The organism is Pseudomonas sp. GOM6 (assembly GCF_029537485.1).
Taxonomy (GTDB): domain Bacteria; phylum Pseudomonadota; class Gammaproteobacteria; order Pseudomonadales; family Pseudomonadaceae; genus Aquipseudomonas.
In genome coordinates this window covers 122,865-146,019 of the sequence record NZ_JARPUS010000002.1, presented here as the reverse complement: position 1 = coordinate 146,019, position 23,155 = coordinate 122,865, and the positions used below count along the sequence as shown (strand labels likewise).

Below are 23,155 nucleotides of genomic sequence, written 5' to 3'. Positions count from 1 at the left end.
GAACCTCCCTGCCCCTGTTGCCCTCTCCCCGGCCCCTCACCCGTAAACGGGAGAGGGCTGACGCTGCTGCCTCGGCCTGCACGATCTGCTCCCTCTCCCACTAGTGGGAGAGGGCTGGGGAGAGGGCATTAACCCCCTCAGCGCTCCCTCACCCGCAACTGTGCCGGCGTAGCCCCCAGCGCATTCCAGGCTGGGCGGTACATCGACTCCACCTGCGGCGGCGGCACGCGGTAGGTGCCGGGGGTGACGGCACGGGCCAGGTACAGCAGGTGGGTGGTGTCATAGCTGTTCACATCCACCGCGGCCACGAAACGATCGTCACGGAACTCCTGATGTTTGATCGGGGCGTTCTGCATGGCCTTGAGCCAGTCCTTCAACGCACCGCCCGCATCCTCCAGGCTCGCGGCGCTCTGCGCCAGGTTCTGGTTTTCCAGCTCCAGACCGGCCGGCAGCAGGTCGGCCACCAGAGCATCCGGCACCCGTTCCTCGGCGCGTACGGCCAGGTGCACCAGCACCAGCTGGCCACTGCGCAAGTCGCTCAGATCGAGCGCGTTGCCGCTCAGGTCGTAATAGCCACGCTCGATGCTCAGGTTATTGCCGCCGGGGGCTGGGGCCTGGGTCGGATAGCCGGAGATGGTCAACTGCTGGTACAGCTTGCCGTCGAAGCTGCTGCTCAGGCTGAACGGCTCGGCCAGACCAGCGCCGTCTAGACGCACCGCGCCCTGGCCATTGCTCAGTTCACGGGTGTGCCCGGCCACTTCCAGCGCTGCCGTCCAGGCCTGCTCCGGCTGCTTGATCAGGCCTCGCCCGGCGAGGAACAGGGCATTGCGTTCCTGGGTCGACCAATAGCGCTGCTGCGTGCGCTCCTCGGCCAGCTCGAACAGCAGGGTGTCACGCGATGCGGGTGCCAGGTCATTCTCCTCCAGCAGGGCGTAGATCAGCGCCTGATCGCGCAGCGGGCTGCCGTAATCGGCCAGCCATGCCTTGCGGCTGCGTCCCAGCCCCAGCCCCAGGGCCAGCGCCTGATCGGCACGCGGCTTGTCGCCCATCTTCTGCAGAGCCACGGCCAGCTGCACCAGCGGCAGGCCGGACTTGGCGTCTTCGCGGCGCTCGTACAGTGCGCGCAAGCTACCCAGCGGCGCCTGCTGGCTGCGCGCCAGCACCAGGCCGGCATAGGCCTGCACGGCGAAGCGGGTGTGGTCGAGGTTCTCGCTGTAGCCCGGATCGATCAGCTGGCGATCCTGCAAGTAGCGCAGCAGGCGCTGGCTGGCCTTCTCTAGCGCTTGCGGCGGTACGGCGAAGCCTTGCTCGCGGGCGCGCAGCAGGAAGTCGGTGACATAGGCGGTCAGCCAGTACTCCTCGTCAGCGTCAGCACCCCACAGGCCGAAGCTGCCGTTGTAGCGCTGCATGCCCAGCAGGCGCTCGATGCCGATCTCGATGGCGCGGCGGCGCGTGTCGTCCGGCTCGCCGTCCAGGCCCAGGCGTTCGAGAGTCGCACTGTCGGCGTAGAGCGAGGGATACAGGCCACTGGTGGTCTGCTCCAGACAGCCATAGGGATAGGCCTTGAGCGCGCGGATCTGCTCGGCCAGGTTCAGCGGCGGACGGCTGGACACGCTGAGCAGCGCCTCGCGCCCGGCTGGCTCGAAGTCAGCCAAGGTGCCGGGCGGCAGTTGCCAGCGGTCACCCTGCAGCATACTGCGCAGCAGGCGGGTCTGCGCCGGCCAGGCCGAGCGCACGCCGATGCGCCATTCGCGGCTGAAAGCGTCCAGGGTTTCACCGGGCAGGCTGAGCCCACTGACCTTGACCCGTACGATACCGCTGCCATAGCCACCGGCGGCGCGCACCGGGATGCGCAGCGTGGTGCGTTGACCCTGGTCGAGCTGAAGCGGTGCGGTGTAGCCGCCGGGCGTCTCGCTCAGGCTGAGCTGGCCATCGGTCTCGATCTGCACATCAAGCTTCTGGCTGGCCCCGGACAGGTTGCTCAGGTCCAGCGCCACGCTGGTTTCGTCGCCACCGGCGAGGAAGCGCGGTGCCGACAGCTCGGCCACCAGCGGCGCGGCGACCACCGTCTTGGCCTCGCCCATGCCGTAGCGCTCATCGGTCCAGGCCTGGGCCATCAGGCGCAGCTCGCCATTGAAGTCGGGAATATCCAGGCTGACCTCGCCCTCCCCCTTGTCGTCCAGGGTCAGCGGCAGGCTCTGCAGGGCGACGATGGTGACGCTGGTGTCCGGGCGCTTGCCGCCCTTGGCCAGCGCCGCATCACCGCCGAAGGCCAGCGAGGCCAGACGGCCCTGGCCGGCCTCAATCAGCTGACCGTAGACATCAAGCTGATCGGCGCCATAGGCCTTGCGCGCGAACAGCTCGGCGAACGGGTCCGGCGTTTTGTATTCGGTGATATTGAGGATGCCGACATCCACCGCCGCCACCAGCACACGCGCCTGCTGGGGCACACTGCCATCGGCGTTACGCGCCTGGACATGAACCTTGAGCGGCTGCTGCGGACGCATCTTTTCCGGCGCCGTGAGGCTGACCTGCAGCTTGCGCGGCGCGCGGTCGAACGGCAGGTGCAGCAGGCCCACGGCGCGCTTGGGCGTGGCGCCAGCCTTGCGCTCGCCGGGGCGGATTACCAGCGCGCTGACGTACAGGTCATGACGCGCCCAGTCCTTGGCCAGGGGAATGTCGAAGCTGGCGCCTTCGGCCGGCACTTCGATCTCCTGCCACCACAGCGGGCCGCTGCGCGACTCCACCAGTAGGTAGCCGTTACCGGCGCTGGGCGGCGTGACGCTGACCCTGGCTGTTTCACCAGATGTGTACGCGGGTTTGTCCAGCGCCAGCTTGACCTGATCCGGGCGTACCGCGCCGCCCTCGCTGTTGTCCTGCCAGGAGTAGCCGGCCCAGAAACGCAGGCTGCTGAGCAGCCCGGTGGACGGATCGATCACCTCGACGCGATAGGGGCCCCATTCCACCGGGAAGCTGACCTTGGCGGTGCCGCCTGCGGTGACCTTGATGCCCTCCTCGCCCAGGTTGAGGAACTTCTCGTTGTAGTGATAGCTCCAGCCATCGCTGTCGGAGAAGCTCCAGTAGTAGTCGCGGCGCTCACGAATCAGGCGTACCTGCAGGTTGTCGCTGGCCAGCTTGTTGCCTTGCGGGTCAGCCAGCAGCACCTCGAACTCGGCCAGGCCGTCACCATCCACTTCCTCGCCATCGAACAAACCGCGAATGCCCGGCAGCTGCGCGGCCGGCCATACCGGCTGCACCAGACGACGCGTGATCGGGCGGCCGCCGGACTCCTGCAGGCTGGCCTGGAGGATCAGCTGCAACGGCGACTTGGCCTCGGCCCAGCGGTTCTCCGGCTGCACCACGGCCTTGCCCTGGGCATCCAGGGTGATTTCTTCCAGCTCCTGATCCTGGCTCAGCTCCTCTTCGGTCAGCGAGCCGAACTGGTAGCCGGGCAGCGCCTTGACCGCCTCGCGCAGCGGGCGCACGTAAAGCTGGCCGGTGAGGCGATTGCCGGAAGCCGGCGCGCCGTAGAGGTAACGGCCTTCGACCTGGAACTGCGCCTCGTCGCTGGGGGCGATGGGCGTCTCGCTACCCTTCAGCTCCAGCGCCAGGCGCTCGGGCAGGAAGTCTTCGACCAGAAACTCGTAGAGTTGCTTGTGGCCGTTACCGAAGTCGAGCAGCAGCTGCCAGCGCCCGGTCGGCGCCTCGGCCGCCAGCTGCAGCTGATACTGGTAAAGGCCCTGCTCGTCCGGCTGCCAGACGAACTTGCGACTGATCTGCTCGTCCGGTCGGCGCACCTCGACGTTCACCGGCTGCGGCTTGACCGCTTGGCCGTCGGCGTCCCGCAGCAGCGCATTGAGCAGTACCGTTTCGCCTGGCCGATACAGATCGCGTGGGCCGAACACGAACAGCTGCAGCGGGTTGGCCTGCGGCCCGGTGATGTCAAACTCGGCCAGGTCCAGGGCCGGGCCGTTCAGGTTGAGCAAGCTGGTCTGCTCGCCCTGGCGCGCCAGCAGCAGGCTGGCTTTGTCCGGCAGCGGCAGCTCGGCGTGGCCGGCAGCGTCGGTCTTGGCGCTGGCCAGCAGCTGGCCCTTGTCGCCGAGCAGCTCCAGCTCCACGCCCTCCAGCGCCTTGCCGCCTTCCAGCGCCTGAGTGAAGGCATCCAGGCGCCCGTGGTAGCGATGCACGGACAGGCCGATGTCGCTCAGGGTGAACAGGGTCGCCGGCTGCGAATAGCTGTAGGTGCCGGCTTCGCGCATCACCGCCAGGTACACGCCGGGCTGCTTGAACGGCTCCAGGCCGGCAATCGGCAGCAGCAGGGTCTCGCGGGTGTTGCGCGCCGGGTTGAGGTCGAAACGCCCGCCGTAGACCAGCTCGGCCATGGGCAGCAGCTCGCGGGCCTCCCAGGTGTCCAGGTTGGCGCCGCGCCCCCACTGGGCGAGGAAATGCGGCAGCGACTCCTGCTTGATACGGAAGAACTCGACATTGACCTTGTCGACGTTCAGCGCGATCACCGGCAAACCTTCGGCCAGGCGGGTCGGCAACAGCGAGCCGCGACTGGCGAAACCGACAGTAGGTTGCAGATCGCGGGTATCGACGCTGGCGCTGTATTCGCGGGCCAGCTCGCTGCCGTTGACCGCACGCAGGCCGCGCTCGATGGTCAGCACCAGCTTGCGCTTGGGCTCCAGGTGACGCAGGCGCAACTCCATCTGGTTGTCGGACAGCTCCCAGGCACCGTCCACCTTGCCGCTCTTGCGATCGACCAGGTGCAGTTTGGCGGCGAAATCCTGATCCGCCTGCAGCGGCACGCTGAAGGTCACCGCCAGGGTGCTGGCGCCGTCGAGCTGGACTTCCGAAACATCCGCCACGCTCAGCTCGCGGCCGGCGTAACGTTTGGCCAGCGCCGCTTCGTCCAGCGCCGGACGGGCAGCGTCTTGCGCCGCGGCGGGCGGGCTGGTCTGTTCGGGAGTTGAAGAGTCGCAGGCGCTCAGCAGGGTGAGCGTGGCAGCCAGTAACAATCCTTTGTACGACATGGAGAACTCGCGCATCTGTGGCAGAGAAGCGAGCAATATAGCCGAGCGACCGCCGCGTTGCCGTGCGACGGTCGCACCTTTATTGCCGCCTCAGAGGCGGAAGCTGCCCATCTGCCGCGCCAGGTCGTCGGCCAGGCGATTGAGCGTGCGGCAGTCCTCGTTGCAGCTCTGCACTTCGCCCACGGTCTGCTGGGCCAGGTCGGCAATGCCCTGCACGTTGCGGTTGATCTCCTCCGTTACCGAGCTTTGTTCCTCGGTGGCGGCGGCAACTTGGGTGTTCATGTCGCTGAGACGCTCAACCTGATCGGCGATGCTCTCCAGCGCCCGCCCGGTGCTCTCGCTGGCCTGCACGCCGACGCCGGTGGCCTGCTGGCCGCCCTGCATCGAGCTGACGGCCGCCTCGGCGCCCTGTTTCAGGCGCTGGATCATCTGCTGGATCTCGGCGGTGGAGTTCTGCGTGCGACTGGCCAAGGTGCGCACCTCGTCGGCCACCACGGCGAAACCACGGCCCATCTCGCCGGCTCGTGCCGCCTCGATGGCGGCGTTGAGCGCGAGCAGGTTGGTCTGCTCGGCGATGCCACGGATCACCGCCAGCACCTGGTCGATGGACGCCACTTCCGCCGCCAGCTCCCCGACCGCCTCGGCAGCGTTGCCAATCTCGCCAGACATCTTCTGGATATGCGCGATGGAGCCACCGACCTCGGTGCGCGCCGCCGTAGCCTGATCACGGGCATTCTGCGACACCTCGGCCGCCGAGCCGGCGTTACGGGCGATTTCCTGCACGGTCAGGCCCATCTCGTGTACGGCGGTGGCCACCATATGGGTCATCTCCTGCTGGCGGTCGGCGCGCTGCGCGGTGTTGTCCACCACCTGGGCCACCTGGGCGACCGAGCTGCGCAGGCGTTCGCTGGTGGCCAGCACCTCGCCGATCAGCTGGCGCTGACCTTCGAGAAAGCGGTTGAAGCCACGGGCCAGGTCGCCCAATTCGTCACGCCGGGACTCGTCCAGGCGGCGGGTCAGGTCGCCGCCGCCACCGCCGATCTCCACCAGCGCCTCGGTAACCCGCTGGATCGGCCGCACCAGGCCGCGCGCCAGCAACACCACCAGGCCGAGCGACAGCACGATCACTGCCAGGCCGATCAACGCGGTGGTCAGCAGCGCCTGGCGTGCCTCGCCATAGACCTGCTGCTCGGGAATCTCGGCGACCAGGCGCCAGTCGATGGAATTGAGCGGCAGCGCCATGGCCAGGAAGCCCTCGCCGTCGCGCTCGAAACGTTGGGTTTTCCCGGGCTGATCGACCAGGCTGGCCGCAGCCTCGTTGCCCACCAACTGGGTGAGGCTGCTCTGGTCACTGAGTTTGGCGTCCGGATGCACCTTAACCTTGCCGCTCGCGTCCACCAGGTAGACCCGTCCCGACTCGCCGAGACGGAAGCCGCTGATCAGCTCGGACATGGCCCCCAGGCCGAGGCCCAGGCCGCCGACGCCGAGGGTCTTGCCGCCGGCCTCGATGCGCTGGTTGATGAACAGGGTGGGAATCTTGGTGCTGCTGTCGACATCGATATCCAGCGAGCGCTGCTTGCCACTGTCGACGAAACCATAGAACCAGGCGCTGTCCGGGCCACGGGTCAGGGTGCGGTCGAGCCCTTCGTTGGTGATGTAGTTGCCGGACTGCAGGGCCACGATAAAGGTGCTCAGGGCGCCGCCGGCCAGCTTCTCCTGCTGCAGATAACGGCTCATGGCCTCCAGCTGGGCCGGGTCTTCGCCGGCCGCCAGCCAGTCGGCCACCAGGCTGTTGCCGGCAATGCCACGGGCCTGCTCCAGCGGTGTGGCCAGGACCCGCTCCAGGTCGTTGCGCACCGCCTCCACCCGCGCCGGCAGCTCGCCGTTGACCAGATAGCGCTCGACCTGACGGTTGGCCACGCCGGAATAGATGAAGATCACCAGCAGGACGCTGACCACCAGCGCCGCGCCCATGCTGAGGATCAATTGCCAGCCGATACTGCGCTGCCAGAACTGCATGCGTGCCACCTCATTGTTGTTATGCCGCAGGACCAGGGAGCCTCACGGACTCCCGTAGATGCGCAAGCAGGGAATACACCAGCGCAGAAAAGGCTCTGGATCGACCTCCAGAGCCTTCACACAAAAATTTGCGACCAAAATATGCGCATAAAATTCACAATTTTGCCACTTAAATGCACACAATCATACCAGCCATGGCCCCGTCACCCCCATGTAGTCGGCCCGGCCTTGGCCCGCTAAAGGTACACAGGCGTAAAGCGACGGACGGCAGCTGCCCGCCCCTCTTATAATTCACGCTTTTGCCGGAAGGCCCCTCATGCTCAAGCTGCTCGAGGCCTGGCGCCACGCCCCGACCCACAGGCGGGTCTGGGCGCTGGCCGCGCCGATGATCCTGTCCAATTTGTCGGTGCCGCTGGTGGCCCTGGTGGACAGCGCGGTGATCGGCCATCTGCCGCATGCCCATCAACTGGCTGCAGTGGCCGTAGGCGGCAGTCTGTATACCTTGCTGGTGTGGCTGTTCGGCTTCCTGCGCATGGGCACCACCGGCTTCGCCGCCCAGGCCAGCGGTCGCGACGACGGCAATGCCCTGCGCCTGATCCTGCTGCAGGGGCTGCTGCTGGCCGTCGGGCTGGCCCTGGCACTCGGCCTGCTGGCCGTACCGCTGAGTGATCTGGCTCTGGGCCTGATGCAACCCTCCGCTGCGCTCGATGAGCTGGCCCGCGACTACTTCCACACCCGCCTGCTCGGTCTGCCTGCCGCCCTGGCCTGCTACGCGCTGGTGGGCTGGTTGCTGGGCACTCAGGATGCACGCGGACCGCTGGCCATCCTGCTGACCACCAACCTGCTGAATGTCGCCCTCGACCTGTGGTTCGTCCTCGGCCTGGACTGGGGCGTACTCGGCGCCGCCCGCGCCTCGGTGATCGCCGAATGGAGCGGCGCGTTGCTTGGCCTGGCGCTGGCCTGGCGCGCACTGCGCAGGCACCCCGGTCGCACGCCGACAGCCGCTCTGCGCCAGTGGCGCAACTGGCGCCCCTTGCTGGCGGTGAATCGCGACATTCTGATTCGCACCCTGGCCCTGCAACTGGTGTTCTTCCTGGTCACGGTGCAGGGCACCCGCCTCGGCGATGCCACGGTGGCGGCCAACGCCTTGCTGCTCAACGGTCTGCTACTCACCGCGCATGCCCTCGACGGTCTGGCCCATGCGGTGGAAGCCCTGTGCGGTCACGCCATCGGCGCCGGCCGGCGTGACGAACTGCGCCGCTCGCTGGTGGTCGCCGGCGGCTGGTCGCTACTGGCCAGCCTGCTGTTCGCCGCAGCCTTCTTGGCCGGCGGGCAGATTTTCATCAACCTGCAGAGTGATATCGCCGCCGTGCGCGCGGTGGCCTACCAGTACCTGCCCTACCTGGCGGTACTGCCGCTGATCACGGTGTGGAGCTATCTGCTCGATGGCCTGTTCATCGGCGCCACCCGTGCCCGCGAAATGCGCGATGCCATGCTCATCAGCCTGCTCCTGGCACTGCCCATGGCCTGGCTGCTGCGCGACCTGGGCAATCACGGCCTGTGGCTGGCCTTTCTATGTTTTATGCTGATGCGAGGTGTATGCCTGGCCATTCAGGCCCTGCGCCTGCAACGGCAGAACGCCTGGATTGCCGAACGGCCGACTGGAGAGCCCGATGCTCAAAGCCCCTACACCGGATAATGAATCCCTGCGCCAGCAGGCACTGGATGATCTTGAACTGCTCGACACCCCGGCCGAGAATTACCTCGATACCCTGGTGCGCCTGACCCGCGAACTGTTCCAGGTGGAAACGGTGCTGATCAGCCTGATCGACCGCAACCGCCAGTGGTTCAAGGCCCGCATCGGCCTGGACATGGCGGAAACGCCCCGCGACATTTCCTTCTGCGGCCACGCCGTGGCAGCCAATAGCCTGCTGGTAATCGAGGATGCCCACAGGGACCCGCGTTTCGCCGACAACCCGGCAGTCACCGGTGCGCCCTTTGTCCGCTTCTATGCCGGTCAGCCGCTGTACAGCCGTGACGGCCAAGCCATCGGCACGCTCTGCCTGCTGCACCCGCACCCCCGCACCCTGAGCCAGGAGGAACGCCTACGCCTGTGCGACCTGGGCACCCTGGCCGAGGGCTACCTGCAGCTACGCGGCCTCAGTCAGCAGGCCGCGAAGCTGCGCCAGGCGGTCAGCCGCGAGCAGCGCAAAGCGCTGATCGATCCGCTCACCCAGCAGTGGAATCGTGCGGCCCTGGCCCAGTTCTTCGGCCGCGAACAGCAAAATGCCCGAGATAACGGCGAGAAACTCGGCGCAATCTACGCCGATCTCGACCACTTCAAGCAGATCAACGACCAGCACGGCCACGCCGCAGGCGACCGGGTACTGTGGGAAAGTGCGCGGCGCATGAGCACGGCTCTGCGCCCGGATGACCTGCTGGTACGACTTGGCGGAGAAGAGTTCATTGCGCTGGTGAGCGTGCACAACCAGGAGGAATTGCAGCACATTGCCGAGCGTGTGCGCTTATCCATTGGCCTCACCCCCATACAGCTCGACCAGCAGGCGGTCCCGGTCACCATCAGCATCGGTACGGCCCTGGCCATGCCCGGCGAAGCGCAGGCGGCGCTACTGGAAAGAGCCGACCGCGCCCTCTACCTTGCCAAGCAGCAGGGCCGCAACAGAACGATCCACGCCCCGGATACCCCCTGAGGAAAGGAGCTCCCATGGCCGACGCCATCGCTGCCAGCCTGCACTACCTGTCGATCTTCGTGCTGTTCGCCCTGCTGACCAGCGAACACGTACTGTTCAAGCCTGAGCTGGATGCAACCACCGCGCGGCGCCTGATGCGCATCGACATCGCCTACGGCATCTGTGCCGGTCTGGTACTGGCCACCGGCCTGGCGCGGGTACTGTGGTTCGGCAAGGGGCTGGACTACTACCTGCACAACTACCTGTTCCACGCCAAGGTCAGCCTGTTCATCCTCATCGGTCTGCTGTCGATCCTGCCGACCCTGACCTTTTTCAGCTGGCGCAACGACGTGCTCGCCGGCAAGGCCCCGAGCCTCACCCCAGCCGTGGCCCGCCGCACCATCATGGTGATCCGCCTGGAGCTGCTGTTGCTGGTCTGCCTGCCACTCCTGGCCAGCCTGATGGCCCGTGGGCAGGGCATGTTTGGCGGCTGATCCGGCAACATCTCCTGTGGGAGCGACTTCAGTCGGGATGCTTCTTCAAACAACCCCAATCGTGGCTGAAGCCACTCCCACAAATGCCAGCCTTGTGTCCTCTAGGGCAGAGCTAGCCCAACCGAATCTGCGCCAAAGCGAATTAGCGTCCTGCCACAGCGCATGCGGGTTTTCCCGGATTGCATCCGGGCTACGACCAGAGCACGCAGGCAGAAAAAAGCCCGGCAATTGCCGGGCTTTTTCGTTGCAACGGGCCGATCAGCTCGACAGGTACGACGAGCGGGTCAGGCCCAGGCGCAGGGCGTCGAGGTACTGGGTACGCTCGGCGGCGCTGAGCTTGGCGCCGGCCACCTTGTCGCGGTAGTAGGTCATCAGCTCCTCGGGCGACAGGTGCACGTAGCGCAGCATGTCCTCGATAGTGTCGTGGGTCTCGATGCCGGTGTGGTAGGCCGTGCCGTCCGGACGCTGATGGATATTCACCGAGTCGGTGTCGCCGAACAGGTTGTGCATGTCACCGAGGATTTCCTGGTAGGCGCCCACCAGGAATACGCCCAGCACATAGTCCTCGCCCTCGCGCACTTCATGCACTGGCAGGCTGGTCTCGATCGACTGTTCGTCGACGTACTGGCGGATCTTGCCGTCGGAGTCGCAGGTCAGGTCCTGCAGCACGGCGCGGCGCAACGGCTCTTCTTCCAGGCGGGTCAGCGGCAGGATCGGCAGAATCTGGCCAATGGCCCAGGTGTCCGGCAGGCTCTGGAATACCGAGAAGTTGCAGATGTACTTGTCCGCCATCTTGTCGTTGAGTTCGTCGAGCAGTGCGCGGTGAGAACGCTGGCGCGCCTTGAGCTGGTTGTGCAGGCGGCGGCAGATGGCGAAATAGCACTGCTCGGCCAGGGCCTTCTCGGCCAGCGACAGCTTGCCCGCCGAATACTGCGCGGCCACTTCCTCGATGTAGTGAGTCGCGCGCCAATAGCTCTCGGCGACCATTTCCGGGTCGGTATCACCGAGCAGCTCGATCAGCGCCTGCAGCACTTCCGGCTGCTCGACGGCCGGATCGATCTGCGGCACCTCATCGTTGTGCTTCTCCACGTCGGTCACCTGCACCACCAGCACCGCATGGTGCGCGGTCATCGCCCGGCCACTCTCGGAGAAGATATGCGGGTGCGGGATATCCTGGCGGTCGCAGAACTCCTTGAGCATGTCGACCACCGCATCGGCGTAGTCGGACATGTCGTAGTTGATCGAACTGGCGCTGCGCGAGTGGGTGCCGTCGTAGTCCACGCCCAGGCCGCCGCCGACGTCGATATGGTCGACCGGCAGGCCCAGCGCGCGCAGTTCACCGTAGTAGCGGATGGCCTCGCGGAAGCCCTTGCGATAGTCGGCGATGTTGGCGATCTGCGAGCCCATGTGGAAGTGCAGCAGGCGGATGCCCTGGTCCAGGCCGGCCTGCTTGAAGCGCTCGACCACGGCGAGGATCTGCGCGGCGGACAGGCCGAACTTGGACTTCTCGCCGCCGGTGTCGGCCCACTTGGAGGACGCCAGCGAGGACAGGCGCACGCGCAGGCCGATCTGCGGGGCGACCTTGAGCTCGGCCGCCACGTCGATGACGAACTGCACCTCGGATTCCTTCTCGATCACGATGAACACGTTGTGACCGAGCTTCTGCCCCATCAGCGCCAGGCGGATGAATTCGCGATCCTTGTAGCCGTTGCAGACGATGGTGCCGCCCTTCGGCGCCAGCGCCAGCACGGCCATCAGCTCGGGCTTGGAGCCGGCCTCCAGGCCGATGGAGACGTCCTGGGTGGCGATGATGTTCTCCACCACCGCTTCCTGCTGGTTGACCTTGATAGGGTACAGCGCGGTGTAGCGATTACCGTATTCGAGACGCGCGATGCTGGCGTCGAAGGCGCTGGTCAGCTGGCGCACGCGGTACTGCAGGATGTCCGGGAAACGCACCAGCAGCGGCAGCGACAGGCCGCTCTCGCGCAGGCCGTCGAGCTGGCCGTAAAGATCGATCGGCGCGCTGTCCGGGCCATTGGGACGCACCTCGACGCGGCCCTCGTCATTGATCGAGAAGAAGCCGGCGCCCCAGTGGCGAATGCCGTACACACTGCGGCTGTCCGCAACTGTCCACTGGCTGCCGTCGTCTTTGCGTGTGCGTCTTGCGGCCATCGAGGTCTCCCTGTAGCGAGGTAAAGGCTGCCGCCCATGGGGCCGCAGGTGTAAGCCATGGATATGACGATTGCAGGTGCATGGACTGCACCCATTGGAAAGAAGTTTAGGAAAGTCCGGCTCAGCCGCCGGATTTCTTGGCCTTGAAGCCGCGCTTGGCCAACTCTTCGAGGAGCAGCTCGACCATGTCGCCCTGGATCTCGATGACGCCGTCCTTGAGCCCGCCACCGCAGCCGCAGCGCTTCTTCAGCGCACTGGCCAGCTCTTTCAGCTCGGCCTCGGCCAGCGGTACGCCCGTGATGGTGGTGACGGTCTTGCCGCCGCGGCCCTTGGTTTCCCGGCGCACGCGGGCAATGCCGTCGCCTTGCGGAATAAAGGTTTTCTTGCAGATGCAGGCATCCACCGGCTGGCTGCACTCGGGACAGTGCCGACCGCTGTCGGTGGAATAGACGAGACCGCCGAGGGCGGATAACGACGAAGCTTTCTTGACCACCGGCAGGTCCTCGTAGGGGTCAGGATAGCGACTGGCCGGCATGGGCCGACCGCGAAGCCCCACTCAGGCAGGGGCAGCGCTACCGGGCAGGCGCCCGGGTTCAGAGGGGGCGCAGTGTAAGGGCAAAAACCCTTCGTGCTAAGTCCAAAATTGCGCCATTGGCCGACGGATTGGCGACCCCGTGCGGCATCGCAAACAAGGCGCATGGAAATACTGCACAAAACCAGAGCCTGCGCGGGTTTGAGCCTACGTCCGATTGGCCAGATACAAACGCAAGGCCTGCAGCGAATCCGGGCAATACGGCTTTTCCAGCGCATCGACCAGCGCCTGCTGCGGCGGGATGAAACGCGCCTCCAGCACCTCCTCTGGCTGCAGCACCAGCGGCGCGTCGGAGACCGCCGAAAACACCGCGCACCACAGGCGGTTATCCGGCTGATCAAAGAAGAAGCGCCCCTGCTCGTGCAATACCACCCCGGCGACGCCCAGCTCCTCGTGCAATTCGCGAGCGGCGGAGACGGCGTAGCTCTCGCCCTCACCGACCATGCCGCCGGCCGCCACATCCCAGTAGCCGGGATAAATGGCCTTGCTCAGGGTGCGTCGATGCACGCACAGCTCGCCAGCGGAGTTGAACAAGAGAATGAAGGTGCCGCGGCCGATCAGTCCGCGCTGCCGTAACTCGGCACGGGGCAGGCTGCCGAGCAAGCCGTCCTGTTCATCGACCCAGGCGATGCGCTCGGCATCGGAGGCGGCACGGTGGGCCGCCTCGCGGGCGCTGATGGCCATCAGCCCTGGCTCAGCAGGGTGCGCAGGTCGATGATCGCGGCATTGGCGCGGGAAATGTAGTTGGCCATCACCAGCGAGTGGTTGGCCAGCACGCCATAGCCGCTGCCATTGAGCACCATCGGGCTCCACAGCGGCTCCTGGGCCGCCTCCAGCTCACGGATGATCTGCCGCACGCTGATGGTGGCGTTCTTCTTGGCCAGCACGTCGGCGAAGTCCACCTCGATGGCACGCAGCATGTGCGACAGCGCCCAGGCCTGACCACGCGCCTCGTAGAACACATTGTCGATCTGCATCCAGGGGGTCTTCACCTCCTCTTCGCGCACCGGCACGGTTTCGCCTTCCGGCACCGCGCGGTCACCCTGCAGGTCGGTGTTCAGGCGCACCCGCCCAACACTGGCCGACAGGCGCTGCGACAGAGAGCCCAGGCGCGTGGCGACATCACCCAGCCAGTTGTTGAGGTTGTCGGCGCGGGTATAGAACTGCGCATTGGGCTGGCCCGGATCGGCCAGGCGCCCCAGGTAGCGATCCAGCGACTTGATGCCCTCCTTGTATTCAGCCTCGGAGGCCGGCAGGGCCCAGCTCTTGTTGTCGAAGTTGAAGCGCGGCTCGGCCTTGGCCAGGTCCGGATCCTCGGTGGACTGCGACTGCGAGCGGGCGAAATCCTTGCGCATGGCCCGCGACAGGTCACGTACCTGCACCAGCACGCCATATTCCCAGGCGGGCATGTTGTCCAGCCACAGACCCGGCGGGGCGACATCGTTGGACAGGTAGCCACCGGGCTTGTCCAGCAGGGTCTGCGCCACCTGCTTCAGGGTTTCCACCGTGGTGTAACCGTTGACCAGCTGCCGCTGGGCCTGCTCGGCAGCCGCCTGGGAGCGTTGCTGCACGGGAAACAGATCGGGCTCCTGGCTCCACCACCAGCCCACCAGCAACGCGACCAGCAGGTAGATGCCGAGCAGGCTGCCCAGCACGCGGCCGAACCAGCGGCCGCCGAAGTAGCTGCGGGCATCGTCGACTCGGTCATCGACATTGCCACGCAGCTCATCTGCACTCTTCTTCCAATCCAACATGGTCTTGTCCTTGATCAACTCGTTGATTCATCCGACCCATACAGGGCCGATAGGTGCCCAGCACTATAAGTGAAGCGCAGGAACGTCGCAGTGACGGATTGGTACGACAGAGGGCAAAACAGCCAAATGGTGGAAATCTGGCGTCAAATGAACGAAGGTTGTAGTACAAAACATAACCAGTGGTAGCATGAGGCCATCATCGGCCCCGCAGGCCAATCCATGATCGACCACATAACTGCCATGTCCGAGCCAGAAGATCCCAGCCGCGACCGCCTCAAGCAGCACTTCGCCAAGCGCGTCATCCATCAGGCGCGCCAGGTGCTGGAAGTCTGGCAGCGTCTGCAACAGGGCGAGTGGGACACCACCGTGATGGCCGAACTGCTGGAGGCCAACGTCGGTCTGCTGCGTTATGCCGAGCGCTTCGAACAGGCGCTGCACATTCAACTGGCCCGTTCCATCGGCCACTGCCTGGAAGCCGTGGAGGCCAATCGCGGACGCCTGACCAGCCCGCTGATCACCGAACTCAACCAGTTGATGCAGCGCCTGTCGCGTACTGGCCTGCGCCATGGCGACCACTACGAGCAGACCTTCCTGCCACCACTGCGCAAGCCGGTATACCTGGCCCTGCAGGATAAGGAGCGCGCCCAGCGCCTGGCCCAGCAACTCGAGTTCTTTGGCCTCAGCGCACAGGCACTGGACAGCGCCAGCGCCTTCCGCGCCGCCATGGCCGAGCGCCACCCCTCGGCCATCCTGATGGAGGTCGACTTCGCCGGCCCCGGCCAGGGCATGGCGCTGGCCACTGAGGCCCAGCAGGGCCTGGAGCAGAAACTGCCGCTGCTGTTCTTCAGCCATGAGGATGTCGATACCCCGACCCGCCTGGCCGCCGTGCGCGCCGGCGGTCAGGAGTTCTTCACCGGCGCCCTGGATGCCTCGGGCCTGATCGAGCGCATCGAAGTGCTGACCAACGTGGTGCAGTACGAGCCCTACAAGGTGCTGATCGTCGACGACTCGCGGGCACAGGCCACGCATACCGAGCGCGTGCTGAACAGTGCCGGCATCGTCACCCGCACCCTGATCGAGCCGATCCAGGCCATGACCGAGCTGGCCGATTTCCAGCCCGACCTGATCATCCTCGACATGTACATGCCGGACTGCAGCGGCACCGAACTGGCCAAGGTCATCCGCCACAACGACCGTTATGTCAGCGTGCCGATCATCTACCTGTCCGCCGAAGATGACCTGGACAAGCAACTGGACGCCATGAGCGAAGGCGGCGACGACTTCCTCACCAAACCGATCAAGCCGCGCCACCTGATCGCCACCGTGCGCAACCGCGCGGCGCGGGCGCGCAACCTCAAGGCACGCATGGTGCGCGACAGCCTGACCGGACTGTTCAACCACACCCACACCCTGCAGCTGCTGGAAGATGCACGCTTTCGCGCCCGTCGCGATGGCCAACCGCTGAGCTTCGCGATGATCGACATCGACCACTTCAAGAAGGTCAACGACACCTACGGCCACCCCATGGGCGACCGGGTCATCAAGAGCCTGGCGCTGTTCCTCAAGCAGCGCCTGCGCAAGACCGACCATATCGGCCGCTACGGTGGCGAGGAATTCGCCGTGGTCCTGCCGGACACCGACGCCGCCACCGCGGCCAAGGTGCTCGACGAGATCCGCCGACGCTTCGCCGAGATCCACTACCCGGCGCAGCCCCAGGATCTGTCCTGCACATTCAGCTGCGGTATCGCCGAACTGCGCGACGGCCTGGACTGCAACAGCCTGTCGAAGAACGCCGACGAAGCGCTCTACGTCGCCAAGCGCGGTGGACGCAACCGGGTGGAAATACATCTCGACCAAGCGTGATCCGCGTCACGCTGTCACAAAGCCTTAACCAAACCGCAATAACCTGCGGGCACCGTTTTTCAGCAGTCCCGGTGTCCGCGATGCGCCTCAAACAACTCACCAACCTGTCCACCACCCTGCTGGTCAGCGCCTGTCTGATCCTCGGCGGCACACTCTGGTGGTCGGAAAAGGCGCTGGAGCAGCCCTACCTGCTGATGCAGCGCTACCTGAGCCTGTCGCAACAATTCCAGCAGCAGGTCGCCAGCAACATCCAGGCCTACCTGAGCACAGGCGATGCCCTGCGTCATCGCCAGGCCCTGGAGTCCATTGGCGCGCTCGAAAGCCAGCTCGACGAGATACCCAGCCAACTGGCCGAGCAGCTGCGCCCGAGCCTGAACCAGCTGAGCCAGTTCGTCGCCAGTGATCTACTGGCCGCCGGCAAGCTGGCCGGCGACCCTCAGGGCCTGCTGCTGCAAGCCGAGCGGGAAATCGGCGGGGCCCTCGAGCAACTCGACAGCTACGCCGCCGACAGCGGCAACGCGCAGGCAGCCGAGTACCGTCAACCGCTGTTCCAGGCTGCACAGCACCTGACCCGCCTGGGACACGCCCGTGGCAAGCTGGTCGCCAGCGGCCGCGAGGAGCTGGCCGAGGATGTCCAACGCGAGCAACAGACACTGACTCAGCTGGCTGCACGGATCGACGCCCTGCCGCTGCTCGGCGTGGCAGACGAAGCCTCGACCGGTGACAGCTTTGCCGCCCTGCTCGGCCTGGCCAGCAACAGCGAGCAACAGCAGGCCGAAGACAAAGGCATCGCCCTCAAACGCGAGCTGGCCAGCCTGATCAAGCGCTACCCCAGCGAGCTGGAGCGCACCCGCACGCTGATCCGCCAGCGCGCCGAACTGGCAGCCAACAGCAGCGCCCGAATCGCCGACCTGCAGCAGGCTCTGGCCGCCCTGGAGCCCGCCGTGCGTGCAGAACATGGCCGCATCCAGGGCGAAGTACGCCTGCTGCAGGGTCTGGTGATCGGCCTGATCCTGCTGATCGCCCTCGGCCTGGACCGGATCCAGCGCCGCCTGAGCACGGTGCTCAGCCACCTGGCACCCTCCCTGTCGACCTGGGCCGCCGGCAACTTCGCTGCCGAGGTGAAGATCCACACCCGCACCCGGGAAATGCGTGACATCGAGGAGTCCCTCAATCATCTGCGCCGCTACCTGGTGGAGCTGGTCGGCACTATTCACCAGCACGCCGGCGAAGTGGCCGGCACGAGCCAAACCCTAGCCGAACTGAGCCAGGGCCTGCACGGTGGCGCCGAGCGCCAGCTGGCCGATACGGCGCAGATTCGCGATGCCCTGGGCGAGTTGGAGGCCACCATCGGCCAGGTCGCCGACGACGCCAGCCAGGCCGCCGAGGCCAGCCGGGCTGCCAGCCAGGCGGTGGAACAGGGCCAACGAGTGATCGAACAGAGCCTCACCGGCCTGCATGCGCTGGTTGGCGAAGTGCAGGGCAACGCTCAGTCCATCGAGCAGTTGGCCACCGAAACCGCCACCATCGGCTCGGTGCTGACGGTCATCCGCGGCGTGGCTGAGCAAACCAACCTGCTCGCGCTCAACGCCGCCATCGAGGCCGCCCGCGCCGGCGAGATGGGCCGTGGCTTCGCCGTGGTCGCCGACGAGGTGCGCTCACTGGCGCAACGCACCAGCGGCGCCACCGACGAAATCCAGGAGCTGATCGCGCGCCTGCAGCAGGCCGCGCAGCAGTCGGTGGCGGCCATGCGCGCCCAGGTCGAACATGCCGAAGCCACGGCCAGCCAGGCCGAGCAGGCCGATGGCGCTCTGGATGAAGTGGTGGTCGCCATTCGCACCATCGCCAGCATGGCCGAACGCATTGCCGAAGCCACCGCCCAGCAGGGCGGCACGGCCAGCGAAATCCGCGACCGCAGCGAACGCATCCACCTGCTGGGTGACGATAACCTGAGCCGTATCGGCGAAGGCCGTGCCCAGGGCGAACAGCTGCTGCAACTGGGCGGGCGCCTGCACACCGCCGTACAGGCCTTCCGTCTGTAGGTTGGCGCTGAGCACAGCGAAGCCCAAGACCCGCGCCCATACCGCCCAGCCCCCGGCAATATCCGCTGACACCCTGCGCCACCCGGTCGCCTGGGGTCGGCGGCGCATCTTGGGTATGATGCCCGCCTGATCCGCCATGCGAGCCTCCCATGCGCCGTCTGCTACCTCTGTTCCTGCTGCTGTTCACCCTGCCGGCCCTGGCCGGGCTGTTCGACGACCCCAAGCCCCGCGGCCTGATCGACGACGCCCCGCTGAACAACAGCGGCGATTTCCTGCCGGTGCGCGAGGCCTTCAAGCTCAGCCTGGTGGAGCAGAGTCCCACCTCGATCACACTGCGTTTCGTCAATGCCGAGGGCTACTACCTCTACCGCCACCGCTTCCAGTTCCGTATCGAGCCGAGCGACCTGGCCAAGGGCGAGGCCGTGCTGCCGGCCGGCGAGCCCAAGCACGATGAATATTTCGGCGATGTCGAGGTGTACTACGGCATCACCGACGTAGAACTGCCCATCGACAACCCGATCGACCTGCCCTTCACCGTTCACGTCACCTACCAGGGCTGCGCCGATAAGGGCCTGTGCTACCCGCCGGAAAACGAGCGCATCGAGGTCGATGGCCAGGGCGCGGCGCCGACCAGCAGCGCGGCCGCGGATGCCGCGCCAGCCAGCACACCGGGCGGCTGGACCTGGAAGGAGCTGGCCCTGTTCTTCCTCGGCGGCCTGGCCCTGACCTTCACCCCCTGCGTGTTGCCGATGCTGCCGATCCTCACCGGCGTGGTCCTGCGCGGTCAGCCGGGCGGCGCACGCAGCCTGGTACTGTCACTGGCCTATGTGCTGCCGATGGCGATCAGCTTCGCCATTCTCGGTGCACTGATGGGCCTGTTCGGCGCTGAACTCAACCTGCAGGCACGCCTGCAATCGCCCTGGGTGCTGGCGCCCTTCGCCCTCTTCTTCGCCCTGCTCGGCGCCGCCAGCCTGGGCTTCCTCGAACTGCGCCTGCCGGCCGCCATCGACGGCCCGCTGCAGAACCTAAGCCAGCGCCTGAAAGGCGGCACCGTGTTCAGCGCCGCCGCCCTGGGCGTGCTCTCCAGCCTGCTGGTGTCGCCCTGCGTATCGGCGCCGCTGGCCGGCGCCCTGCTCTATATCAGTGCCAGCGGCGATGCCCTCGGTGGCGGTCTCAAGCTACTCGCCCTGGGCCTGGGCATGGGCACACCGCTGGTACTGTTCGCCGTCGGCGGCGGTGCGCTGCTGCCGAAATCCGGCAACTGGATGATCGGCGTGCGCAACCTGTTCGGCGCCCTGCTGCTGGCCGTGGCCATCTGGCTGCTGGAGCGCGTGGTGCCCGGCCAGGTCAGCCTGGCCCTGTGGGGTCTGTGGGCCGCCGGCATCGCCCTGTGGCTCGGCGTACTGGAGCTGACGCCCAAGACCCATCACCAGAAGCTCGCGCAGCTGATCGGCCTGCCACTGCTGGTCTACGCCGTCCTCGCCTGGATCGGCGCCCTGCAGGGCGCCAGCGACCCCCTGCGTCCGCTGGGCCGCACCGAAGCGGCCGTCGTCACTCAGGCGACCGCTGCGACACATAGCGAGTGGCAAACCATCACTACCCCGGCCGAACTCGACACCGCACTCGCCGAAGCGAAAAAAGCCGGCCAGCCGCTGCTGCTGGACTGGTACGCCGACTGGTGCATCAGCTGCAAGGTGATCGAGCGCGAAGTGCTGACTGCCCCCGCCGTCACCGCACAGCTGGGCGGCTATCGGCTGATCCGCTTCGACATCACCGACAGCAATGAGCAACAGCGCGCCCTGCTCGACCGCTACCAGCTGTTCGGTCCGCCGGCGATTCTGTTCTTTGCTGCAAACGGTGACGAATGGTCGGATTTACGTGTCGTAGGTGAAATCAGCGCCGCCGACTTCGCCGAACGCCTGACCCGCGCCGCCACACGCCAGAACTGACCACGTCATATTTCTGCCGCAAATTTCGTCCATCTTGCCGGCTATTTCTGGTAACTGGACAGCCTGCAGCGCTTTCGGCATAGTCCCGGCCAAACCAAGGTCAGAATAACAAGGAAGCGCCCATGGCCACTCTCCTGGTGCTGCACGGCCCCAACCTCAATCTGCTGGGCACCCGCGAGCCCGACAAATACGGCGCCACTACCCTCGCCGAAATCAATCAGGACCTGGAGCAGCGCGCACGCGCCGCCGGCCACCACCTGATGTCCCTGCAGAGCAATGCCGAATACGAACTGATCGACCGCATTCATGCCGCAAAAGGCGAAGGTGTCGACTTTATCCTGATCAATCCCGCCGCTTTTACCCACACCAGCGTCGCATTACGTGACGCGCTGCTGGCAGTGAGCATCCCATTCATCGAAGTGCACCTGTCCAACGTGCACAAACGTGAACCTTTCCGCCATCACTCCTACTTCTCCGACGTAGCGGTAGGTGTGATCTGCGGCCTCGGCGCCAGCGGTTACCGCCTGGCTTTGGAAGCCGCCCTGGAACATTTAGAACGCCCCTGACCTCACCCTTGGGAGTTGAAAAACTATGGATATCCGCAAAGTCAAAAAACTGATCGAGCTGCTGGAAGAGTCCGGTATCGATGAACTGGAGATCCGCGAGGGCGAAGAGTCCGTGCGCATCAGCCGCCACAGCGCCAAGGCCATGGCCGCCCCGGTTTACGCCGCCGCGCCGGCGCCGGTAGCCGCCCCGGTTGCCGCACCTGCCGCCGCAGCGCCGGCCGCCGAAGCTGCCCCGGCCGCTGCCAAACTGAACGGCCACGTGGTGCGCTCGCCGATGGTCGGCACCTTCTACCGCGCCGCCTCGCCGACCTCGGCCAACTTTGCCGAAGTCGGCCAGACCGTGAAGAAAGGCGACATCCTCTGCATCGTCGAAGCAATGAAAATGATGAACCACATCGAAGCCGAAGCCAGCGGCGTGATCGAGCAGATCCTCGTTGAGAACGGTCAGCCGGTTGAGTACGACCAGCCTCTGTTCACCATCGTCTGATCACGGGGAGCCCGTAATGCAGAAGCTGGAGAAAGTCCTGATCGCCAACCGTGGCGAAATTGCCCTGCGCATCCTGCGCGCGTGCAAGGAACTGGATATCAAGACGGTGGCGGTCTATTCCACCGCCGACCGTGAACTCATGCACCTGGGCCTGGCCGACGAGACCGTCTGCATCGGCCCGGCACCGGGCGCGCAGTCCTACCTGAGCATCCCGGCCATCATCAGCGCCGCCGAGGTCACCGGCGCCACCGCGATCCACCCGGGTTACGGTTTCCTCGCCGAGAACGCCGACTTCGCCGAGCAGGTGGAGAAATCCGGCTTCGCCTTCATCGGCCCGACCGCCGACGTGATCCGCCTGATGGGCGACAAGGTGTCCGCCAAGGACGCCATGATCAAGTCCGGCGTGCCGGTGGTTCCAGGCTCCGACGGCCCGCTGCCGGAAGACGAGGAACAAGCGCTGAAGATTGCTCGCGAAGTGGGCTATCCGGTGATCATCAAGGCCGCTGGCGGCGGCGGTGGTCGCGGCATGCGCGTTGTGCACAAGGAAGAAGACCTGATCAAGTCGGCCAAGCTGACCCGCACCGAAGCGGGCGCGGCGTTCGGCAACTCGATGGTCTATCTGGAGAAGTTCCTCGGCAACCCGCGCCACGTGGAAGTCCAGGTCCTGTCCGACGGCCAGGGCAATGCCATCCACCTGTACGACCGCGACTGCTCGCTGCAGCGTCGCCACCAGAAGGTGCTGGAAGAAGCACCTGCCCCGCAGATCGACGAAAAGGCCCGCGCCGAGGTGCTCAAGCGCTGCGTCGATGCCTGCATCGAGATCGGCTACCGCGGTGCCGGCACCTTCGAGTTCCTCTATGAAGACGGCCGTTTCTACTTCATCGAGATGAACACCCGCGTGCAGGTCGAGCACCCGGTTACCGAAATGGTCACCGGCGTCGACATCGTCAAGGAAATGCTCAGCATCGCCGCTGGCAACAAGCTGTCGATCAAGCAGGAAGACGTGAAGATCCTCGGTCACGCCCTGGAATGCCGGATCAACGCCGAAGACCCGGACAACTTCATGCCCTGCCCCGGCAAGGTAAAGCATTTCCATGCTCCGGGCGGTAACGGCATCCGCGTCGACTCGCACCTGTACAGCGGTTATTCGGTACCGCCGAACTACGACTCGCTGATCGGCAAACTGATCACCTACGGTCGCACCCGCGACGAGGCCATGGCGCGCATGCGCAACGCCCTGGACGAGATCGTGGTCGACGGGATCAAGACCAACATCCCATTGCACCGCGACCTGACTCGCGACAAAGGCTTCCTCAAGGGTGGAATCAATATCCACTACCTGGAGAAGAAGCTGGGCATGGATAAACACTGATTGTCCTGCCATGCACAGAGGCCGCCTTCGGGCGGCCTCTGTCGTTTCGGCGCCTAAACTGGCGGGGCGCAGCCCCCTCAAGTAAGCTGCGCGCCCAAACTGCACCATCCCGCTGCACCGCA

Annotated in this window: 15 protein-coding genes; 9 read left to right on the top strand and 6 right to left on the bottom strand. The window is 65.8% G+C overall.

What is annotated here, in order from left to right; genetic code table 11:
* Positions 1-137: 137 nt before the first annotated feature.
* Together P7A97_RS03240 and P7A97_RS03235 are read right to left on the bottom strand one after the other, a co-directional pair.
* On the bottom strand, positions 138-5,033 hold the full coding sequence (locus P7A97_RS03240) for an alpha-2-macroglobulin (protein ID WP_277688501.1): 4,896 nt from the start codon (positions 5,031-5,033) through the stop codon (positions 138-140).
* A gap of 90 nt (positions 5,034-5,123) precedes the next feature.
* Complete coding sequence (locus P7A97_RS03235; RefSeq protein WP_277688500.1) at positions 5,124-7,052, bottom strand: methyl-accepting chemotaxis protein; 1,929 nt, start codon at positions 7,050-7,052, stop codon at positions 5,124-5,126.
* A gap of 316 nt (positions 7,053-7,368) precedes the next feature.
* Here P7A97_RS03235 and P7A97_RS03230 point away from each other — a divergent pair, with 316 nt between their 5' ends.
* From P7A97_RS03230 to P7A97_RS03220, 3 genes are read left to right on the top strand one after another with little or no spacing between them, the layout of a single operon-like run.
* Positions 7,369-8,751, top strand: a complete 1,383-nt coding sequence (locus P7A97_RS03230; RefSeq protein ID WP_277688499.1) for an MATE family efflux transporter — start codon at positions 7,369-7,371, stop codon at positions 8,749-8,751.
* Positions 8,726-9,763 (top strand): sensor domain-containing diguanylate cyclase, encoded by a 1,038-nt coding sequence (locus tag P7A97_RS03225; protein WP_277688498.1) that lies wholly within the window; start codon positions 8,726-8,728, stop codon positions 9,761-9,763. The genes P7A97_RS03230 and P7A97_RS03225 overlap by 26 nt, the downstream gene beginning before the upstream one ends.
* A 14-nt stretch (positions 9,764-9,777) precedes the next feature.
* On the top strand, positions 9,778-10,236 hold the full coding sequence (locus P7A97_RS03220) for a DUF2214 family protein (RefSeq protein WP_277688497.1): 459 nt from the start codon (positions 9,778-9,780) through the stop codon (positions 10,234-10,236).
* 258 nt (positions 10,237-10,494) lie between these two features.
* Here P7A97_RS03220 and speA read toward each other — a convergent pair whose 3' ends face one another.
* From speA to P7A97_RS03200, 4 genes are all read right to left on the bottom strand, one after another.
* Positions 10,495-12,408 carry an arginine decarboxylase gene (gene speA / locus P7A97_RS03215; protein ID WP_277688496.1) on the bottom strand — a complete coding sequence of 638 codons (1,914 nt, stop codon included), beginning with the start codon at positions 12,406-12,408 and terminating at the stop codon, positions 10,495-10,497.
* Positions 12,409-12,529: 121 nt separating this feature from the next.
* Positions 12,530-12,901: a translation initiation factor Sui1 gene (locus P7A97_RS03210; RefSeq protein ID WP_277688743.1), complete on the bottom strand. Its 372-nt coding sequence runs from the start codon at positions 12,899-12,901 to the stop codon at positions 12,530-12,532.
* 246 nt (positions 12,902-13,147) lie between these two features.
* Positions 13,148-13,684, bottom strand: coding sequence for an NUDIX hydrolase (locus P7A97_RS03205; protein ID WP_277688495.1), 537 nt, complete (start codon positions 13,682-13,684; stop codon positions 13,148-13,150).
* On the bottom strand, positions 13,684-14,754 hold the full coding sequence (locus P7A97_RS03200) for a DUF2333 family protein (protein ID WP_277688494.1): 1,071 nt from the start codon (positions 14,752-14,754) through the stop codon (positions 13,684-13,686). The genes P7A97_RS03205 and P7A97_RS03200 overlap by 1 nt, the downstream gene beginning before the upstream one ends.
* Positions 14,755-14,994: 240 nt before the next feature.
* Between P7A97_RS03200 and P7A97_RS03195 the strand changes: the two genes are divergently transcribed.
* The 6 genes from P7A97_RS03195 to accC all read left to right on the top strand — a co-directional run bounded on the left by P7A97_RS03195 (position 14,995) and on the right by accC (position 23,033).
* A complete protein-coding gene (locus P7A97_RS03195) occupies positions 14,995-16,617 on the top strand; it encodes a PleD family two-component system response regulator (RefSeq protein ID WP_277688742.1) in 1,623 nt (540 codons plus the stop codon).
* An 80-nt stretch (positions 16,618-16,697) separates the two neighbouring features.
* A complete protein-coding gene (locus tag P7A97_RS03190) occupies positions 16,698-18,659 on the top strand; it encodes a methyl-accepting chemotaxis protein (RefSeq protein WP_277688493.1) in 1,962 nt (653 codons plus the stop codon).
* Between the two features lie 149 nt (positions 18,660-18,808).
* The gene (locus P7A97_RS03185; RefSeq protein WP_277688492.1) at positions 18,809-20,608 is read left to right on the top strand and encodes a protein-disulfide reductase DsbD; all 1,800 of its coding nucleotides are present in this window, start codon (positions 18,809-18,811) and stop codon (positions 20,606-20,608) included.
* A gap of 122 nt (positions 20,609-20,730) precedes the next feature.
* A complete protein-coding gene (gene aroQ / locus P7A97_RS03180; RefSeq protein ID WP_277688491.1) occupies positions 20,731-21,174 on the top strand; it encodes a type II 3-dehydroquinate dehydratase in 444 nt (147 codons plus the stop codon).
* A 25-nt stretch (positions 21,175-21,199) separates the two neighbouring features.
* The gene (accB, locus tag P7A97_RS03175) at positions 21,200-21,661 is read left to right on the top strand and encodes an acetyl-CoA carboxylase biotin carboxyl carrier protein (RefSeq protein ID WP_277688490.1); all 462 of its coding nucleotides are present in this window, start codon (positions 21,200-21,202) and stop codon (positions 21,659-21,661) included.
* 16 nt (positions 21,662-21,677) lie between these two features.
* Entirely contained in the window at positions 21,678-23,033 is a 1,356-nt protein-coding gene (gene accC, locus P7A97_RS03170; protein WP_277688489.1) for an acetyl-CoA carboxylase biotin carboxylase subunit, read from the top strand.
* The last annotated feature ends 122 nt before the right edge of the window (positions 23,034-23,155 follow it).

What these genes read in the sequence shown, in the direction of transcription:
- P7A97_RS03240 (WP_277688501.1), bottom strand. Translation starts at nt 5,033, where the DNA reads ATGTCGTACAAAGGATTGTTACTGGCTGCCACGCTCACCCTGCTGAGC.
- P7A97_RS03235 (WP_277688500.1), bottom strand. Translation starts at nt 7,052, where the DNA reads ATGCAGTTCTGGCAGCGCAGTATCGGCTGGCAATTGATCCTCAGCATG.
- P7A97_RS03230 (WP_277688499.1), top strand. Translation starts at nt 7,369, where the DNA reads ATGCTCAAGCTGCTCGAGGCCTGGCGCCACGCCCCGACCCACAGGCGG.
- P7A97_RS03225 (WP_277688498.1), top strand. Translation starts at nt 8,726, where the DNA reads ATGCTCAAAGCCCCTACACCGGATAATGAATCCCTGCGCCAGCAGGCA.
- P7A97_RS03220 (WP_277688497.1), top strand. Translation starts at nt 9,778, where the DNA reads ATGGCCGACGCCATCGCTGCCAGCCTGCACTACCTGTCGATCTTCGTG.
- speA (WP_277688496.1), bottom strand. Translation starts at nt 12,408, where the DNA reads ATGGCCGCAAGACGCACACGCAAAGACGACGGCAGCCAGTGGACAGTT.
- P7A97_RS03205 (WP_277688495.1), bottom strand. Translation starts at nt 13,684, where the DNA reads ATGGCCATCAGCGCCCGCGAGGCGGCCCACCGTGCCGCCTCCGATGCC.
- P7A97_RS03200 (WP_277688494.1), bottom strand. Translation starts at nt 14,754, where the DNA reads ATGTTGGATTGGAAGAAGAGTGCAGATGAGCTGCGTGGCAATGTCGAT.
- P7A97_RS03195 (WP_277688742.1), top strand. Translation starts at nt 14,995, where the DNA reads ATGTCCGAGCCAGAAGATCCCAGCCGCGACCGCCTCAAGCAGCACTTC.
- P7A97_RS03190 (WP_277688493.1), top strand. Translation starts at nt 16,698, where the DNA reads ATGCGCCTCAAACAACTCACCAACCTGTCCACCACCCTGCTGGTCAGC.
- P7A97_RS03185 (WP_277688492.1), top strand. Translation starts at nt 18,809, where the DNA reads ATGCGCCGTCTGCTACCTCTGTTCCTGCTGCTGTTCACCCTGCCGGCC.
- aroQ (WP_277688491.1), top strand. Translation starts at nt 20,731, where the DNA reads ATGGCCACTCTCCTGGTGCTGCACGGCCCCAACCTCAATCTGCTGGGC.
- accB (WP_277688490.1), top strand. Translation starts at nt 21,200, where the DNA reads ATGGATATCCGCAAAGTCAAAAAACTGATCGAGCTGCTGGAAGAGTCC.
- accC (WP_277688489.1), top strand. Translation starts at nt 21,678, where the DNA reads ATGCAGAAGCTGGAGAAAGTCCTGATCGCCAACCGTGGCGAAATTGCC.